Source organism: Alloprevotella rava, assembly GCF_014195585.1.
GTDB lineage: Bacteria > Bacteroidota > Bacteroidia > Bacteroidales > Bacteroidaceae > Alloprevotella > Alloprevotella rava.
This window is the reverse complement of sequence record NZ_JACICA010000008.1, coordinates 62,085-80,440: the sequence shown is the minus strand read 5'-3', so window position 1 is coordinate 80,440 and position 18,356 is coordinate 62,085. Positions and strand designations below refer to the sequence as shown.

The window sequence follows — 18,356 nt, the reverse complement described above, 5'->3', positions numbered from 1 at the left end:
AAACAATTGAAATTCTACTCAAAGATGTCTTCTTCGTTAATCCCGTAGGAAATTAAGCCTATTCATTTTTCACACTTAAAAGATAAATTGTCAGATGCTTATGAAAAAGATTATTACAGCAATTCTCTTATTTTCCACCCTTTCCTCTTTTGCGCAGACCTACTATAAGCCGACACAAGAAAACATTCAATCTAGAAATGATTTCGCTAATGAGAAGTTCGGTATTTTCCTTCATTGGGGCTTGTATTCCATCTTCGGACAAGGCGAGTGGTATATGACAAATGAAAATATAGATTGTCATGAATATGCAAAATCAGCACAAGCGTTCTACCCTCATAACTTTAGCGCAAAGAAATGGGTAGAGGCGATAAAAGCAAGTGGAGCAAAATACATAACATTTACAACTCGACACCACGATGGCTTTTCCCTATGGAATACAAAGCAGAGTGATTATAACATAATGAATACTCCTTACGGCAAAGACATTGTAAAGGAATTAGCTGACGAATGTCATAAACAAGGTATTGCCTTACATCTGTACTATTCACTGCTTGATTGGACACGAGAAGACTACCCCCTAGGGAGAACAGGACTTGGCACTAAAAGAAAAAAAGCTTCAAAGACAGGAAACTGGCCTAGTTATCTACAATTCATGAATAATCAATTAACAGAACTCCTTAGCAATTATGGCAACATCAGAGCTATTTGGTTTGACGGATGGTGGGATCATGATGAAGATTCGATTCCTTTTGATTGGCAGTTCAATAAACTTTATGATAACATACACCGCCTGCAACCGCAATGCTTGATTGGAAACAATCATCATCAGCACCCTTTCGAAGGAGAGGATATTCAAATCTTCGAAAGAGATGTACCAGGAGAGAATAAGGCAGGATTATCCGGACAAACAATTGGAAGATTACCCCTCGAAACTTGCCAAACAATGAATGGAATGTGGGGATATAAAGTAAAAGACCAAAACTATAAAACTCCAAAGAAACTAATTCAACTACTTGTTAAGACAAGCGGAAAGGGAGCGAATCTTCTTCTTAATATTGGACCGCAACCTGATGGAAACTTACCAGAAACAGCACTAGCTAGATTAGTTCAAATGGGACGTTGGCTCAAAGAGAACGGGGAGAGTATTTACGGAACAACAGCAGGCAATATCATACAAGGAGATAGTATTATTTCAACTCAGAAAGAGAACATTCTTTATCTTCACTTCTTAAGTGAAAAGGAAAATAGACAAAAGATATCTATTCCGTTCTCAAAGAAAGTAAAGAAAATTACTACTTTAAAAGATCATTCTAAAATCCCCTTCAAACAGAAAAAAGGAATATTAGATTTTGAAATAACAATCCCGAAAGATAATACAGATTACATTCTCCGCATTGAATAAACAATAAAACGGCCTTTGAGCCGTTTTTTGTATATTAAATTAAAGAAGTAGAAATGATTGAATACATAAAAGGAAAAATAACAAACCTGACCCCAGCCGAAGCTATTATAGAAACCATAGGTATAGGCTACTTGTTATTTATTTCTCTCAACACATACTCTGCACTCCAAGGAAAGGAAGATGGAGTGCTATATGTACATGAAGATATTCGAGAAGATGCTCACAATCTTTTTGGCTTTTATTCCATCTTTGAACGAAATCTTTTTCGTCTCTTAATTGGAATTAGTGGAATTGGAGGGCAAACAGCACGTATGATTCTCTCAGCATTTTCTCCTAAAGACCTCGTTGGAATTATTCAAAACGAGGATGTTAGAAGTCTAAAAAGTGTGAAGGGAATAGGACCAAAAGCTGCACAACGAATTATCGTGGAATTGAAAGATAAAGTAATGAAGTTTGAAGGACAGTCTCCATCTGCAACAAGACAAACTAACATCTCTGCAGATATTGAAGAAGCTATAGGAGCACTTCAAACGCTAGGATTTCCACCTGCCCCAGCTAAAAAAGTTGTTCTTGAAATCACAAAACAAAATCCCAGCATAACTATTGAAGGTATCATTAAACTAGCACTAAAGATGCTTTAAAATATAAGGACATTCTACATTGAAAAATCCGATCTCTAAAATAATCATTATATCGCTTGTAATAGTAACAACTTCTATAACAGCAAGAAATGCTATTCCTCTTTACTTTGAGGCTAAAACGAATATTCAAAAAGCAGGTAATATAGAGCACAGCTCTTATAATTCTCCTGCAGACACTGTTCGTTTTCCTGTAAAACAAACGGTTCAACAGGGTTTAAAGCCTAAAACTTCATCCTCCATAGATCTAAAAGATCCTGAAAACTTAACAACAGGTGTATTCTACAATGAGAATACTGGAACTTATCAGTTTGGAACAAAACTGGGAGAGAACTGGATATCTACTCCACTTATGATGACAGAGGAAGATGCCAACTCTTCTTTCATTCGCCAATCGTTTCGGGATTTTTTTCGTAAGAAAAATGCTGAAGAAGCACAAAGCAAAGGAAAAGAGAAGTTCGACTTCACTGACATGAAGTTTGATTTAGGCCCAGCAAGCAAAATATTTGGTCCTGGTGGAGTCCGAATAAAAATACAAGGAACTGCGGAATTAAAACTGGGTGCTAACACTCGCGCCGTTGATAACCCTTCTCTTTCTGAAAGAAACAGAAAAGTCTTTGGCTTCGACTTTGACGAAAAGATAAACCTTAGCGTCAATGGAAAAATTGGAGATAAAATGGGCATGGACTTCAATTATAACTCTGATGCTACATTTAACTTCGATGCCCAAAGATTAAAGCTACAATATGAAGGAAAAGAAGACGAAATAATCAAACTCATCGAAGCAGGAAATGTTTCGATGCCCACAAATAATTCTCTTGTGCGTGGTGCAACCTCTCTTTTTGGTGTGCGCACTGATTTGCAATTTGGGAAATTAAAGCTTCAAACAATACTTGCACAAAAGAAAAGTTCTACACAAAGCGTAAAATCCAATGGTGGCGTACAACTCAGCAACTATGAATTTAGTGCAGACGATTATGATGAACGCCGTCACTTCTTTTTAGGGCATTTCTTCCGTGACAACTATGACAAGAATATGGCACAACTACCTAATATCTTGAGTGGTGTCACTATCAATCGAGTAGAAATTTGGGTAACCAACAAAACAGGGCAGACAACAAACACACGAAATATTATTGCTTTCACAGATTTGGGTGAAAACACTCACACTAAAAACTCACTGTGGAACAGAGGTAGCATTGCCAACCCTTCAAACAACTCAAATTCTCTATACTCTACACTTACAAGTAGTTTATCTGGTGCACGAGACATTGCCACTGTTACAGCCACTCTAGATGGGTATGGATTAAGCGGAGGTTCTGATTATGAGAAATTAGAATCAGCTCGATTGCTTAGTTCTTCAGAATACAACCTCAATAAAACTCTTGGTTACATTTCATTAAAAAGTACTCTACAAACAGATCAAGTTCTCGCAATTGCCTTTGAGTACACTTTTCGAGGCACTAGTTATCAAGTGGGTGAATTTTCAACTGACATGAAAAACTCATCCAATTGTCTCTTCGTAAAGTCTTTAAAAAATACGGCCAACACCCCTGAACAAGGCAACTGGGATTTAATGATGAAGAATGTTTATGCGCTAGGAGCTAGTAATGTACAGAAAGACAAATTCAGACTTGACATTAAATATCTTTCTGATACCACCGGGATATACCTAAATTATCTCCCTGTTAACGAGCTAAAAGATAAGAAGATTATTCAACTCATTGGTTTAGACCGCCTAGACAATAACAACAAGCGAAACCCTAATGCTTATTTCGACTTTATTGAAGGCTACACAATCGACTCTGAAAACGGACGTGTATTTTTCACCTCTGTAGAACCGTTTGGTTCAAATCTAGGAAAAGCCATAGATAATACGTCTATTGCTGAAAAATTTGTATTTCAAGAGCTCTACGATTCAACAAAGACGGTAGCAAAGCAAATTGCAGAAAAAGATAAATTCTTAATTACAGGCCAATATAAAGCATCACGCGAAGATGAAATCTCTCTTGGAGCTATCAATGTTCCCAGAGGTTCTGTTGTCGTTACAGCTGGTGGCGCTCGCCTTGTTGAAGGATCAGACTATACCGTGGATTATTATTCTGGTACGGTAAAAATTCTAAATAAATCACTATTAGACGCAGGAACTCCCATCAATATTTCTTTGGAAAGTGATACAGAATATGGCCTACAACGCAAGACACTATGGGGGCTTAATTGGCAGTATGATTTCTCAAGAAATTTTATGCTAGGAGGTACAGTGATGCACCTCAGTGAAAAGCCGTTGACAACAAAAGTTTCAATGGGCTCAGAAGCTCTCAACAATACTATCTGGGGATTAAACATGGACTACAAGAGTCAGAGTCAATGGTTAACAAATATCATTGACAAATTACCTCTTATACATCTGACTGAGCCAAGCTCTATCAACTTCTCTGCTGAATTTGCACAGCTTATAGCTGGCAAAAATAAAGGAACACAAGGTAATGCCTCCTATATTGATGACTTTGAGAACACCAGCAGCAATATTGATATTTCTAATCCTAAAGATTGGGTTATTTCCAGTACGCCTTCCATGTTTAGCGAATCGCAGTTAAACAATGATATTCGCTATGGCTATAATCGTGCACTAATTGCATGGTATTACATTGACCCTCTTTTCACTCGCCGCAATAGTTCACTTACACCTAGCTACATCAAAGGAGACCTAGCACAGCTCTCCGATCCAGATGTTCGTGAAGTTCCCAAATCAGATCTTTTCCCAAACAAATCTGTTGATACACGTGAAAGTAGCTATTTGAATATTTTCAACATAGCCTATTATCCTTCTGAGCGTGGACCTTATAATTTAGATCCAAACTTGGACACTAATGGGCACCTACTCAACCCCCAGAAACGTTGGGGAGGACTGATGCGTTCTTTGGATCAAACAGATTTTGAAACATCTAATATTGAATATATTGAGTTTTGGATGCAAGATCCTTTTATCAAAGCCCGCCAATCAGGAACAACGTTTAGTGGTGATCTCTATTTCAATTTAGGTGAGATTTCAGAAGATATTCTGAAAGATGGCAAAAAATTCTATGAGAGTGGTATGCCTATAGATGGTAATAGCTCACTCTATACCGAAACAACCTGGGGACGTGTCCCCTCACAAACAAGTGTGACCTACGCATTCAACACTGCAAGTGGTGCACGTGAAAAGCAAGATGTTGGTTACAATGGACTTACTTCTGCAGAAGAAGCTACATTTCCTGTATACCGTCAATTCTTAGATGCCATCAAAACACGTGTATCAGCAAGTGCCTATGAAAGTATTGCAGCTGCTCCTTCTGCTGATAGGTATCATTATTTCCGCGGCTCCGACTACGATAAAGAGCGGAAAACGATTCTAGAAAGATATAAATACATTAATAATCCTAATGGTAACTCAGCAGATACTGACAACTCACCAGAGTCATATTCTACAGCGTATAAGACAACCCCAGATGCGGAGGATATCAATGCAGATTATACAATGAATGAATACGAAAAGTATTACCAATATCATGTAAGTATCTCTCCTAACGATATGGTTGTAGGTAAAAACTTCATCGTAGATTCTCGTGTAACAAATTCAAAACTGCGAGATGGAAGCAGCCCTGAAATAACATGGTATCTTTTCCGAATTCCAGTAGAAAGCTACGAGCGCAACGTTGGAGGAATCAGTGACTTTTCTAGTATCCGATTTATGCGAATGTTCCTCACAGGTTTTGAAAAGCCTGTTGTTCTGAGATTAGGTACATTTAATTTAGTGCGCGGCGATTGGAGAGCATACGAACAACCTCTTTACACACATGGGGCTGCAACAGGAAGTGGAACTCTCGAACCAAGTAGTGTAAACTTCGAAGAAAATAATGAGAAGCAGCCTGTCAACTATGTCATTCCTCCTGGTATAAGCCGCGTTGTAGATCCAGGAAATGATCAGCTGCTTCAAAATAACGAACAAAGTTTGGCACTTACTGTTCGTTCTCTCTCCTCAGGGGCAGCCAAAGCAGTCTACAAAAATACAAGTTTGGATTTGCGCAAATATAAGCATATCCAAATGTTTAGCCATGCAAATTCTCTTGCCGGTTCAAACCCTGTTTCTAACGGACAAATTAGTATTTTTATTAGGTTAGGTTCTGATTATAAGTCCAACTTCTACGAATACGAAATACCTTTGACCATTACACAGCCCAAACAATATCCTAACTCCAATGCTGGTGCGCTTCAGGTATGGCCCATTGAAAATATGCTAGACATTGACCTCACAACGCTCACCACAACAAAACGCAACAGGAACAAACAGAAAGCTCTGGGCCTAGCGTCTTATGGGCAACTCTATTCAGAATATGACACAAATAAACCTGCTAATAAAATTAGCGTTATGGGTAATCCAACATTAGGAGATATTCGCACAATCATGATAGGCGTGCGAAATAATTCTCGTGATGTTCAAGACATAGAAGTTTGGGCCAACGAATTACGCTTGCAAAACTTTACCAATAAAGGAGGATGGGCCGCACAAGCGGCACTTAACATTAAATTGTCAGACCTTGCCACAATTGATCTTAGTAGCCACATAGAAACAGAAGGCTTTGGAGGTATTGAGGAAAGCGTCTCCCAACGCCGTGACAATAATCTCTACGAATACAATGTAACCACCAATGTTCAACTCGGAAAACTCCTCCCTGAGAAAACAAAATTAAATGCCCCCTTGTATTATTCGTATTCAAAGGAAAAGACTGTGCCTCACTACAATCCTTTAGATTCGGATATGCCTATGGACGAAGCTCTGCGAGGCTTAACAACTAAGACGGAGAGAGAAGAATTAGAGGCTATTGCCGACAAGGTGGTAAAAAATAGAAACTTCTCACTGACTGGAGTTCGGTTTAATATCGCCACACGTCACCACCCAATGCCTTACGACCCAGCAAACTTCTCTTTCTCTTATGCACATTCCAGTAGAGAAACTACAGGAGAAACTACAACTTGGGAAAAAGATCAAAATTGGAAATGGAATATCAATTATAACTATTCGCCCAACTACCGAACCTTTGAACCCTTCAAAAAGTTCATCAAAAGCCGAAGCCAGTGGTGGCAAATCTTAAAGCGATTTGGCCTAAACTATCTTCCACAAAATATAGGATTCAACTCGGATATTACACGAGCATATTATGAATTGCAAGAGCGCGATTTAGAGAATCTCGATAATCATTCCCTCCCGCTCACTTGGAATTCAGATTTCTTGTGGAATCGCTCTTTCCAACTCCGTTGGGATCTCACAAAGAACTTACATATGAATTTTAATTCAGGCACTAATGCAGAAATCGTACAACCCTATACCGCAGTTAATAAGGATCTATATCCTGATCGCTATCGAGCTTGGAAAGATTCTATATGGCAAAGCCTCAGAGAGTTTGGCACTCCGCTTAACTATGCTCAGAATTTTGATGCCTCTTGGCGTCTACCCATCAATCTCTTTCCTATTTTTGATTGGCTTACAGTTGATGCTTCGTACAAATCAAGCTATGCTTGGGTTCGTGGTACAGAATTAGAAGATGGGACATCTTTAGGCAACACTATCAATATGGGCCGCGACATCAGTGCAAATGCCCGATTCAACATGGAGACTCTCTACAATCATATCCCATTCTTAAAGAATGCCAACCGCAAATTCTCAGCTTCAGGAAACTCTCGTCCCAACCAGGCTTCTAAAAAGAAAAGCGAAAATAAACCGAAGAACTTTGAACGTGAGGTTCAATTGAAAACAGACACCACGGTAACAATTCTGCACAATCAGAAAACAAAGAAATTCACTCTCACGGCACTGTCGGAAGACGGCAAACGCATAAAACTTCAGTACAGAATACTCGACGCCGATCGCATCTTAATCCTCACACGCGATAGTACGAAGATAAAGTTGACAGTCACACCGAAGAAAAAAGTTCAAGACAAAGCTCTCTACGATGTAGGACAATATGTAGCACGTGGCTTAATGATGATTCGAAACGTCAGTGCTAGCTATAGCAATAAGTATAATATGAGTTTACCCGGATTCTTACCAAACATTGGAGACTTCTTTGGCCAAGCATCTAATAACAGATTGCATCCAGGTCTTGATTTTGCATTTGGCACAATAGGCGATGACTATATTCGTCGCGCTGCTGATCGAAATTGGCTAGTTATGTCCGACTCTATTATTACTCCAGCCACTACCAGCCTTACTGAAGATTGGCAATTCCGTGCAACACTTGAACCTTTCCGTGATTTCAAGATAGATCTTACAGCTACTCGCAATACAAACCGAGCACGCAGCATACAATATATGTACAGTGGAATGCCAACAATTCAAACAGGCTCATTCACACAAACCACAATATCAATTAGTTCCGCCTTTGAAAGTTTTGGAAATGCGCGCAATAGCTATAGTAGTAAGACTTTCCGCAAATTCATAGCCTCATTACCAGCATTTAGAAACCAAGTAGAGGCTCAATATATAGGTTCTACATATCCCAATGGTACTTCACTGAGCGGACAAACCTTTAACTCTGCAAATGGTACAGTAAGTTCCTACTCCGCAGACGTAATGATTCCGGCTTTTCTTAAGGCCTATACAGCCTCATCTGATGGATTACAACTTTTCCCCACGCTACGTAAGATTCTTCCTAATTGGAATATCAGTTATGGTGGTCTATCACGTCTCAACGCAATGAAGAAAATTTTCAGGAGTTTCAATCTGAACCATTCCTATAAGAGCATCTTTAGCGTAGGAGCTTATAATTCCTACACATCATGGATGCAATATATGGGACAACTCGGTTTCGTCAACGATGTTACAACAGGACAGCCAACGCCAAGTTCTCAATACGATATTTCGGTTGTTAGCCTCAACGAAAGCTTCTCTCCGCTTATCGGTGTTGATATGACTTTCTTAAACAATCTTTCGACACGTCTAGAATTGCGTAAGACTCGCGTTGTGGCACTCTCGATGACCAACCAACAAATCAATGAATCACGCTCAAACGATATTGTCTTAGGTGTGGGATACAAGGTAAACAATCTTTATCTCTTCCAGCCGAAACGAACAGTAAAGAGTAAACGACGCCGCGAAACTGCAGGAAACGAGGAAAATACTCAGCAAAGAACAGCAAACACTGGAGGATTTAGTAACGATCTTAACCTCCGTTTCGATTTCTCATTCCGCAACCAAGCAGCACTTAATCGCAATATCCTTACGGGATTAACACAAGCAACCAGTGGGAATAAATCATTGCAAATAAGTTTCACGGCAGACTATACCCTTTCGAAGTTCCTCACACTAACAGCATATTATAACCGACAAACCAATAATCCATTGCTCACGTCAAGTTCCTACCCAACAACGACTCAAGATTTCGGATTAAGTTTTAAATTCTTACTCAACCATTGATAAATAGCTACAACACTCCAAAGGAAAGAAGTCTCATTAGCCCCTTACTATGAGACTTCTTCTAATAAGACTGGCAAAACTAAATGTTTCTTTCAACTATACAAAAATCTTTTGTACTTGCAATAATGCTTACTACACAAATATAAAACAAAAGAATCACACATCAACTATCATTGAATCGTACATACGTATTTTTCATGATAAACATAGTTCGAAAGGGGAATAAGAACAAGAGAAATGACCTCGAAACTAAAACCTTTCTCTTTTGGCATAATGTTTGCAAAAGAAGGAACCAAACAAATTATAACTATTATGCAAAAAGGAAATATTGGAATTACTACTGAGAACATTTTCCCAGTCATCAAAAAGTTTCTTTACTCAGATCATGAGATCTTCCTTCGTGAAGTCGTTGCAAACGCAGTAGATGCTACACAAAAGTTGAAGACGCTTTCTGCAAAAGGCGAATTCAAAGGAGAATTAGGCGATTTAACTGTACGCGTTAAATTAGACAAAGAAGCTGGAACTCTGACAATCTCAGATAGAGGTATCGGAATGGATGCTGAAGAGATTGACAAATATATCAATCAAATTGCTTTTTCTGGTGCTACAGAATTCTTGGATAAATATAAAGATGATGCAAATGCCATTATTGGCCATTTCGGCTTGGGCTTCTACTCTACTTTCATGGTAAGTAAGCAGGTAGAAATCGTTACACGAAGCTATAAAGAAGGCGCACAAGCTGTACGTTGGACTTGCGATGGTACACCAAGCTACGAAATCTTAGAGACTGAGAAAGAAGAAAGAGGTACTGACATCATTCTGCATATTGACGACGACTGTAAACAATTTCTCGAGAAGGGCGAAATACTCCGATTGTTAGGAAAATACTGTCGATTCTTGCCCATTCCTATAGCTTGTGGCAAAAAGACCGAATGGAAGGATGGCAAGCAAGTTGACACAGAGGAAGACAACATAGTTAATGTTGTAGACCCTCTATGGATGAAACAGCCAACTTCTCTGAAAGAGGAGGAGTATAAGAAGTTTTACCATGACCTCTACCCCACTAATGACGATCCTTTATTTTGGATTCACTTAAATGTAGATTTCCCTTTCCACCTCACAGGCGTACTTTATTTCCCAAAGATTAAGAGCAACCTTGACGTTCGACGCAATCAGATTCAGCTCTATTGCAACCAAGTGTATGTTACAGATCAGGTAGAAAATATCGTTCCTGACTTCTTGACGCTACTTCACGGTGTTATCGATTCACCAGATATTCCTCTTAACGTTAGTCGTAGCTATTTGCAGAGTGATGCTAATGTGAAGAAAATTTCTTCTTATATCACGAAGAAAGTCTCCGATCGTTTGAATCAAATATTCAAGCACGACCGTAAAGATTTTGAAGAAAAATGGGACAATCTAAAACTCTTCATTCATTATGGAATGCTAGCGGAAACCGATTTCTACGATCGAGCTAAGGATTTTGCGCTGCTAAAAGATACAGAAGGAAAATATTTCACCTACGAGGAATACAAGCAACTCATAACAGAGAATCAGACCGATAAGAACGGCCAGCTTATTTATCTGTATGCTACTAATCTAGAAGAACAATACAGCTACATTGAAACTGCGCGCAATAAAGGCTACAGCGTTCTCTTAATGGACGGACAGTTGGACACTCCGCTCGTACAGATGCTCGAACAAAAATTTGAGAAGAGCAGCTTCTTACGTGTAGATGGAAACACCATCAACAAGCTCATTCAGAAGGAAGATGCCGAAACAACAAAACTTTCAGCAGATGAAAAAGAGAACATCTGCGAGGCCTTCTCTGCTGTACTCCCTAAAATTGAAAAAACAGAGATTCAAATTACAACAGAAGCTATGGGCGAAGATGCTTCGCCAGTTGTTATCACGCAAAGCGAATATATGCGACGCATGAAAGAATCTGCACGCTTTCAGCCAGGTATGAGCTTCGCAGAGGATATGCCCAATATGCTCAACTTAGTGCTCAATACTGATCACGAGCTCATCAAGAATGTTCTCAGTAACATGGCAGAGCAGACAAAAGCCGAGTTAGAACCGATTGCAAATGAACTGAAAGGTTTAGAGGCTCGTAAAGCTATCCTTGAACAACAAACTAAGGATGTGAAACCGGAGGAACAAACAGAGGAACAGAAGAACGACAAGAAAACTTGCAATGAAGAGATTTCTACTCAACACGGCAAGAAAGTCAATATTCTAAAAACCTATGCAGAAATGAATCCTGTGATCTCCCAACTCATTGACCTTGCTCTCTTACAAAATGGTCTACTGAAAGGCGAAGCCTTAAGCAAGTTCTTAAAGAGAAGTCTTGAACTGATAAAATAATCTATTCAACTTATTCAAATAAGCAGGGAAGTTTTTAGTAGACTTCCCTGCTTTTATTTTCCTCCATATTATCCATAAAAATTAGCTGCAAATTACCTCAAATAGAATACTTCTATTCATAAATACAATAAGGAAATAAATAAATAGGATAAGGATGCTAAGAAATAGAATAAGGATATTCTACAAGAAGACTTTGTGGCAACAATAATGTACCTTTGCAAGGTAGAAAATTTAGATTCAAAAACAGATATGAAATTTATACTTTTAATGCTTCTGTCGTTCTTAGCTATCAACTGCAACGGCACAACAAAAAACAGCATCAACATTAAAAAAGAAGAAACAGAGAAAAACATAAAGGAGATCACAAGTTCTTCCAACACATACGACCTAACAAAGGTCGTCTTCTCACCACAGGATTCCATAAAAATTGTAGAGTTCCTCTCTAGTCCTGCAAAGGGAAATGACATTCTTTGGTTCGCAAGAAAATTTATCAATATTCCATACGTTGCTTCTACGCTGGAGATTGCTGACCCCGAACAATTAGTTGTCAACCTGACACAACTTGATTGTACAACTCTTGTGGAAACCGTATTAGCACTCGCTATCACTCAGAGAAAGAGCGAAAAAAATTTTACAGACTATTGCCAAAATCTTGAGCTCATCCGATATAACAAGGGTAAGATGGATGGTTATCTCTCTAGAAATCATTACTTTTCATGGTGGATGCACGACAATATGAATAAAGGCATTATTAAAGATATTACAGACACTAAGTATTTCACAGCAAATGTCAATGTGCAGAACTACTATATGAGCCAAAACTCTTCAAAATACAAGTTTCTTAAAGCACACCCAGAATGGGTCGACAGTATCCGCACCATGGAAAAATCCGGAAATGGACCAGATGGATTATATCTACCCGAAAAAAATACCTGTCTGTCAAAAAAAGAACTAAGTGTTATCCACGATGGTGACATCATAGCCATCGTTACAACAAAAAAAGGAATAGACTATTCTCATCTCGGCTTTGCAGTTTGGGGAAAAGATGGCAAACTTCATCTCCTTAATGCCTCTAGCATTCATCACAAGGTTGTGGAAGAGCCTAAGACACTCTATCAATACCTCAAAGAACACCCTTCCAGCATTGGCATTCGAGTTTTGCGCTTGAAGAAAGATAAACAGATATAACTTGAAGAAAAAGGTAAAGGCATCTACCAACAGATTATCAGCACCTTGAAAAAACAGAGCAAAAAATCTTTTCAAAAAGACAAGAAAACACTTGGTAGTTTTCTCAGAAACTTATACCTTTGCATTCGCAATTCAGAAATAGAGTGATTGCAAAATGCACTGCTAGCTCAGTTGGTAGAGCAACTGACTCTTAATCAGTGGGTCCAGGGTTCGAATCCCTGGCGGTGTACAGAGGAGAGCAACTTTAGTTGTTCTCCTTATTTTTATTTCTAAAATAAGATTATAAGTTTTTTACTCTTTTCTTGGTCACTTCGGAAGAAACTTATACCTTTGCATTCGCAATTCAGAAATAGAGTGATTGCAAAATGCACTGCTAGCTCAGTTGGTAGAGCAACTGACTCTTAATCAGTGGGTCCAGGGTTCGAATCCCTGGCGGTGTACAGAGGAGAGCAACTTTAGTTGTTCTCCTTATTTTTTATTTCTACCACTACAAAAAAACAAAGCCACCTTGCAACGCAAAGTGGCTTTGCCGTATAAAACCATACCCTTTAGTTATCCGTTACTTTCACTTGTTTATGCTCTGAAAAAGCAAGCCAAAACAAAAGAAGTACACACAGACTATAACCTGCAAATATAAGCCAGCTCATCTTCCAGCCAGCAATGACCTCTAGCCCAGTCGCAGTATGAGGAAGATCGTAAACAAAATGATTGATAACCTGCTGAGCACTGAGAGTACCAATAGTGGCACCTAGTCCGTTGGTCATAATCATAAATAGTCCCTGTGCTGAACTCCGAATACTAGGACTAGTATTTCTATCAACAAATAAAGCTCCACTGATATTAAAGAAGTCGAAAGCTACACCATAAACAAGCATAGAAAGCATAAACATCCAAACTCCATCACCTGGATTACCTATGCCAAAAAGGCCAAAACGGAAGACCCAAGCAGCCATCGCTATCAGCATAACAGTTTTGATGCCAAAACGCTTCATGAAAAATGGTATCAGAAGAATGCAACACGTCTCGCTGATTTGAGAAATAGAGATAAGAATATTTGCGTGCTGTGCTCCAAATGTATCTGCAAACTCAGGCAAATGACCATAAGCCTGAATATAAGGATTTGCAAAACCATTGGTTATTTGTAATGAAACACCTAAAAGCATTGAGAAAATAAAAAATATGGCCATTCGCTTCTGCTTGAAGAGAAAGAAAGCATTCAAGCCTAAAGCCTCAACAATTGACTTCTTCTCTTCGCCCTTACTGGTAGGACAAGCTGGGAGAGACTGAGCGTAGAGAGCAAGAAGCAAACTTAATCCAGCACTAACCAAGAACTGATTGCTTGTATTTTGGAAACCTAATAAATCCACACTGACCATCGTACAGATGAAACCAATTGTTCCAAAAACACGAATGGGCGGGAAATCACGAATAGTATCCATTCCTGCATTGGTCAAACCTGTAAAAGCCACACTATTCGACAATGCCAATGTTGGCATATAGAAAGCAACGCTTATAGTATAGAGACTAAATAATATCGGCATTTGCACGTTTTCAGCTGCTCCTAAACCATAAAAACCTGCTGCTCCCATAAAAACAGCAGCAATCAAATGACACAAACCAAGGAGACGCTGAGCAGGAATCCAACGGTCTGCAATGATTCCCATGAGGCCTGGCATAAATATAGAAACAACGCCTTGCACTGCATAGAACCACGCTATATCACGCGCAAGACCTACATTAACTAAATAACTGCCCATGGAGGTCAGATAAGCTCCCCAAACGGCAAATTCCAAGAAATTCATCACGACAAAGCGTGATTTCAAAGCTAAATTATTATTCATGATGATGTTAGTTATTTTTTCTATTGATAGATTTCAACGCATTACATAATTGTCTATACGAAACTTTAGTTACAAAGGTTTTTCGTATGATACGCTCTGAATCTGCTATATATACACGAGGAATACCAAAGCGAGCAAACTGATCATAAAGAGTCCTGTCAGTTTGTACTACAAAGGGCATAGTAAAATGATTGGCTTTCCAGTAGTTGCTTATATCTTCTTCAGACTGATATTCCCCTTTAAAGTCACGACTGACACACACGAGTTGAAGATCGCGCAAATGGCGAGCGTAAAACTTTTGGATGACGGGCAATTCTTTCTTACAGTCAGAACATTTCGTGTTAAAAAATACAATAACAAAAGGTATCTCTTTATCTCCGAAAGAATTTATCACATAGTCTTTCAGCATAGATAAAGAAAACGAAGGGAGCGTGTCCCCCTCTTTCAGAATTTCACCAGTATCACGCTCTATAGAGTCACTAAAAGCGGGAGAAATGCCTGAAAAGGACATAATTACTATAAAGAATACTGTTAATAATCGACACATAAAGTTTCAAACATATGGACTTTCATACTATCCATCTGCATTATTTCGTAGCAAATGTAATGGAAAGTCTGTAACGGACAAAACAAAACCCCTGAATTTCCTTTGTAATCTCTAGCCTTTACTGTACTTTTGTGTTTGTAACAATGATAATATTTCAATGAAAGAAGTACACTTATTTTATGCTCCAGATATCGAACAGACGCAAGAACTTCCTACTGAGGAGGCAATACATGCCATTCGGGTTCTTCGCCTAAAAGAAGGACAACAGCTACTCATCACTGATGGGAAAGGAACTTTCTACGATGCAGAGCTTTCGCTGGCTTCTCAAAAACATTGTAAAATCAAAATCATTAACACCTATCCAGAAAAAAAACTCTGGAAAGGAAGCATACATTTGGTTGTTGCTCCAACCAAGAGTATTGACCGCATAGAATGGCTAGTAGAAAAGGCAACAGAAATAGGCGTAGACAAAATTTCTTTCCTAAACTGCGACAATTCAGAACGACATATCGTCAAGTCCGAACGCATTGAAAAAATTGTTATTGCTGCAATGAAACAGAGCCATAAAGCAACAAAACCGACAATCGAAGAAATGATGAACTTTGATAAGTTTATTGCAAAACCTTTCCAAGGACAACGCTTTATTGCTCATTGCTATCTTGAATCAGATATAAGCGAATCGACAGAAAAATCTTTCCTCGGGCAAATTGTTAAAACAGAGGAGGGCACACAAGTCCTTATCGGTCCTGAAGGCGACTTTAGCATTGACGAAGTAAGAAAGGCCATTAATGCAGGTTTCCAATCTATTTCGTTGGGAGAAAGTAGGTTGCGAACAGAAACTGCCGCCCTTGTTGCCGTACACCTTATGTATTTAGCAAAAAGATTATGAAAAAGCCATCTAAAGAACTTTTTACGCACATTATTCTACCTTTCATTGCGTTAACCATTGTTGTAATTGGAATCTACTATTACTTCTTTGCTCCAAAGTCCTATAAAGATTGTATTCCCGATGAGGCCAAAGCCGTTGTACAAATAGAAACTCAAAAAGCACAAGAGGTGGTATCTTCTCTTGCAGAGTATTGGGGGATACAAGCAAGTGGTATAGACCTCACCAAGCCTTTGTATGCTTTCATTACACCTAATGAATATATAGGCTTCGTTGCACAAGTGACAAATGAGCAGGAGATTGCAGCAAATATTCTGCGCTTATTCAAAGAACACAAGTGCATGGCGTCAAGAAAGAATAATAACTTAAACTGGACATGGCTCAACGCGGGCTGGCAAATGGCGTGGAATAGTCAGACCTTAATGATACTTGGTCCTGGGACCATTCAGGAACAAGATATGCTTACACAAACCATTTCGAAACTCTTTGATTTTCGACGCAGCGATAGTTTTATTCGCACCGACAAGTGCACTGTGATGGAAAAGCAGGAAGGCGATATCAAACTCTTCTCAACTCTTGACGCGCTTCCCACACCTTTTAGCCTTCTATTCCGACTTGATGTTCCTTCGGACATAGATCCTTCTGCTTTCAGCCTTTTTGCTGGCATAAATTTAGGAAAGAGTACACAATTAGCTGGAGAGATAACCAGCGATACAGAAGAAACATTAGCAGCCTATAAAGCTTTTGAGTGCCAAAACCCACCTATTTCCCAAGTACATCCCAGCTATATTTCTGAAAACAGCCTTTTCTTCCTCGCGTCCCGGACAAAAGGAAATCAGCTATTTGAACTTTTACGACAAGATGCCACATTCAACCAAGTATTACAAGGGTTAAATCGAACAATCGAAGCAAATTCTTTGCTACAAAACATCAATGGCAATACATCCTTACTCATCACGCATCTTAGTAAAGACATGACACCATCCTTCTCTTTACAAGCGGAAACCAGCAATAAGGACTTAATGTCTAATGCTGCTTCTTGGATTGAAAAGGCGAAACAACAAAGCGATGTAACACTTACAAAAGCCAGAAACACTTATTGCTTAAAATCAAAGGAAAAAGAACTGTTCTTCGGACAAGATAAAAATCTATTATTCTTCAAGTCCAATCAGTCAATTAGTACAGATAAGGGAAAGGATGTAGCAAACGAAGCCATAGGTTGTCGGCAGTATTTTCGTGTCAATCTTAAGGAGCTATTGCAGCAGCCCTGCGTTACAGGGACCACAAAAGACTTCTTTGCAACCATCTTTAAGAACCATACAACATTAACTTACAAAGTGCTGACAAACCGGAAAGTAACATTAGAGATTAAATAAGATTCTCACAAATGAACACTATAAAACTAAACAATGTCCTTCCGCATGTTTTCTCTCAACGTACAGACCTCAAGAGTGAAGTTTGGAAACATGAATTATCTTTTGAAAAAGGGCAGCTCTATCTTGTAGAAGCAATGTCGGGTACAGGAAAGTCTACACTTTGCTCTTATATTTTGGGTTATCGGCAGGACTTTTCTGGACAACTTACGTTTGACGATAAGGACACTCAGCAATTTAGCGTATCCAACTGGGTAGATATTCGCAAAAAACATATCAGCCATCTGTTTCAAGAGCTACGTTTATTCTCCGAACTGACAGCAATGGAAAACGTACAGATAAAAAATAGGCTAACAGACTTCAAAACTGAAAAACAAATCAACGAATGGTTTGAGATGCTTGATATTGCCGATAAAACAAACACTAAAATTGGAAGAATGAGTTTTGGCCAGCAACAGCGCGTAGCTTTAATCCGCGCTCTTGTTCAGCCGTTTGATTTTCTCTTTGCCGATGAGCCCATTAGTCACCTTGACGATCACAACTCAAGTATTATGGGAGAAATTATGATGAAAGAAGCACACAAACAAGGGGCTGGAGTCATCATTACTAGCATAGGTAAACATATGCAACTCAACTACGACAAGACATTTAGACTGTAAGT

10 protein-coding genes and 2 tRNA genes are annotated in these 18,356 nt (G+C 38.9%); 10 read left to right on the top strand and 2 right to left on the bottom strand.

Annotated features, from left to right (window positions below; translation table 11 throughout):
• Positions 1-100 precede the first annotated feature (100 nt).
• From FHS60_RS07675 to FHS60_RS07645, 7 genes are all read left to right on the top strand, one after another.
• Positions 101-1,402: an alpha-L-fucosidase gene (locus FHS60_RS07675; RefSeq protein WP_183697259.1), complete on the top strand. Its 1,302-nt coding sequence runs from the start codon at positions 101-103 to the stop codon at positions 1,400-1,402.
• A 53-nt stretch (positions 1,403-1,455) separates the two neighbouring features.
• A complete protein-coding gene (gene ruvA, locus FHS60_RS07670; RefSeq protein ID WP_183697256.1) occupies positions 1,456-2,043 on the top strand; it encodes a Holliday junction branch migration protein RuvA in 588 nt (195 codons plus the stop codon).
• 19 nt (positions 2,044-2,062) lie between these two features.
• Complete coding sequence (gene sov, locus FHS60_RS07665) at positions 2,063-9,493, top strand: T9SS outer membrane translocon Sov/SprA (RefSeq protein WP_183697253.1); 7,431 nt, start codon at positions 2,063-2,065, stop codon at positions 9,491-9,493.
• A 312-nt stretch (positions 9,494-9,805) separates the two neighbouring features.
• Positions 9,806-11,860, top strand: a complete 2,055-nt coding sequence (gene htpG / locus FHS60_RS07660) for a molecular chaperone HtpG (RefSeq protein ID WP_183697250.1) — start codon at positions 9,806-9,808, stop codon at positions 11,858-11,860.
• A 249-nt stretch (positions 11,861-12,109) separates the two neighbouring features.
• On the top strand, positions 12,110-13,048 hold the full coding sequence (locus FHS60_RS07655) for an N-acetylmuramoyl-L-alanine amidase-like domain-containing protein (protein WP_244957469.1): 939 nt from the start codon (positions 12,110-12,112) through the stop codon (positions 13,046-13,048).
• Positions 13,049-13,204: 156 nt separating this feature from the next.
• Positions 13,205-13,277 (top strand) — tRNA-Lys (locus FHS60_RS07650).
• A gap of 138 nt (positions 13,278-13,415) precedes the next feature.
• Positions 13,416-13,488, top strand: a tRNA-Lys gene (locus FHS60_RS07645).
• Positions 13,489-13,596: 108 nt separating this feature from the next.
• Here the strand turns inward: FHS60_RS07645 and FHS60_RS07640 are convergent.
• Positions 13,597-14,889 (bottom strand): MFS transporter, encoded by a 1,293-nt coding sequence (locus tag FHS60_RS07640; protein ID WP_183697247.1) that lies wholly within the window; start codon positions 14,887-14,889, stop codon positions 13,597-13,599.
• Positions 14,890-14,896: 7 nt separating this feature from the next.
• Positions 14,897-15,436, bottom strand: a complete 540-nt coding sequence (locus FHS60_RS07635; protein ID WP_183697245.1) for a TlpA family protein disulfide reductase — start codon at positions 15,434-15,436, stop codon at positions 14,897-14,899.
• A 157-nt stretch (positions 15,437-15,593) separates the two neighbouring features.
• On the opposite strand from FHS60_RS07635, the gene FHS60_RS07630 reads away from it, so the two are divergent.
• Genes FHS60_RS07630 through FHS60_RS07620 form a run of 3 tightly spaced genes read left to right on the top strand, consistent with a single transcriptional unit; the run spans position 15,594 to position 18,354 of the window.
• The gene (locus FHS60_RS07630; RefSeq protein WP_183697242.1) at positions 15,594-16,325 is read left to right on the top strand and encodes a 16S rRNA (uracil(1498)-N(3))-methyltransferase; all 732 of its coding nucleotides are present in this window, start codon (positions 15,594-15,596) and stop codon (positions 16,323-16,325) included.
• Positions 16,322-17,698, top strand: a complete 1,377-nt coding sequence (locus FHS60_RS07625; RefSeq protein ID WP_183697239.1) for a DUF4836 family protein — start codon at positions 16,322-16,324, stop codon at positions 17,696-17,698. The genes FHS60_RS07630 and FHS60_RS07625 overlap by 4 nt, the downstream gene beginning before the upstream one ends.
• A gap of 11 nt (positions 17,699-17,709) precedes the next feature.
• Positions 17,710-18,354 carry an ATP-binding cassette domain-containing protein gene (locus tag FHS60_RS07620; RefSeq protein WP_009348275.1) on the top strand — a complete coding sequence of 215 codons (645 nt, stop codon included), beginning with the start codon at positions 17,710-17,712 and terminating at the stop codon, positions 18,352-18,354.
• The last annotated feature ends 2 nt before the right edge of the window (positions 18,355-18,356 follow it).

Bases quoted from the DNA above. Each gene is read 5' to 3' on its own strand.
- FHS60_RS07675 (WP_183697259.1), top strand. From the start codon at position 101: ATGAAAAAGATTATTACAGCAATTCTCTTATTTTCCACCCTTTCCTCT.
- ruvA (WP_183697256.1), top strand. From the start codon at position 1,456: ATGATTGAATACATAAAAGGAAAAATAACAAACCTGACCCCAGCCGAA.
- htpG (WP_183697250.1), top strand. From the start codon at position 9,806: ATGCAAAAAGGAAATATTGGAATTACTACTGAGAACATTTTCCCAGTC.
- FHS60_RS07655 (WP_244957469.1), top strand. From the start codon at position 12,110: ATGAAATTTATACTTTTAATGCTTCTGTCGTTCTTAGCTATCAACTGC.
- FHS60_RS07640 (WP_183697247.1), bottom strand. From the start codon at position 14,889: ATGAATAATAATTTAGCTTTGAAATCACGCTTTGTCGTGATGAATTTC.
- FHS60_RS07635 (WP_183697245.1), bottom strand. From the start codon at position 15,436: ATGTGTCGATTATTAACAGTATTCTTTATAGTAATTATGTCCTTTTCA.
- FHS60_RS07630 (WP_183697242.1), top strand. From the start codon at position 15,594: ATGAAAGAAGTACACTTATTTTATGCTCCAGATATCGAACAGACGCAA.
- FHS60_RS07625 (WP_183697239.1), top strand. From the start codon at position 16,322: ATGAAAAAGCCATCTAAAGAACTTTTTACGCACATTATTCTACCTTTC.
- FHS60_RS07620 (WP_009348275.1), top strand. From the start codon at position 17,710: ATGAACACTATAAAACTAAACAATGTCCTTCCGCATGTTTTCTCTCAA.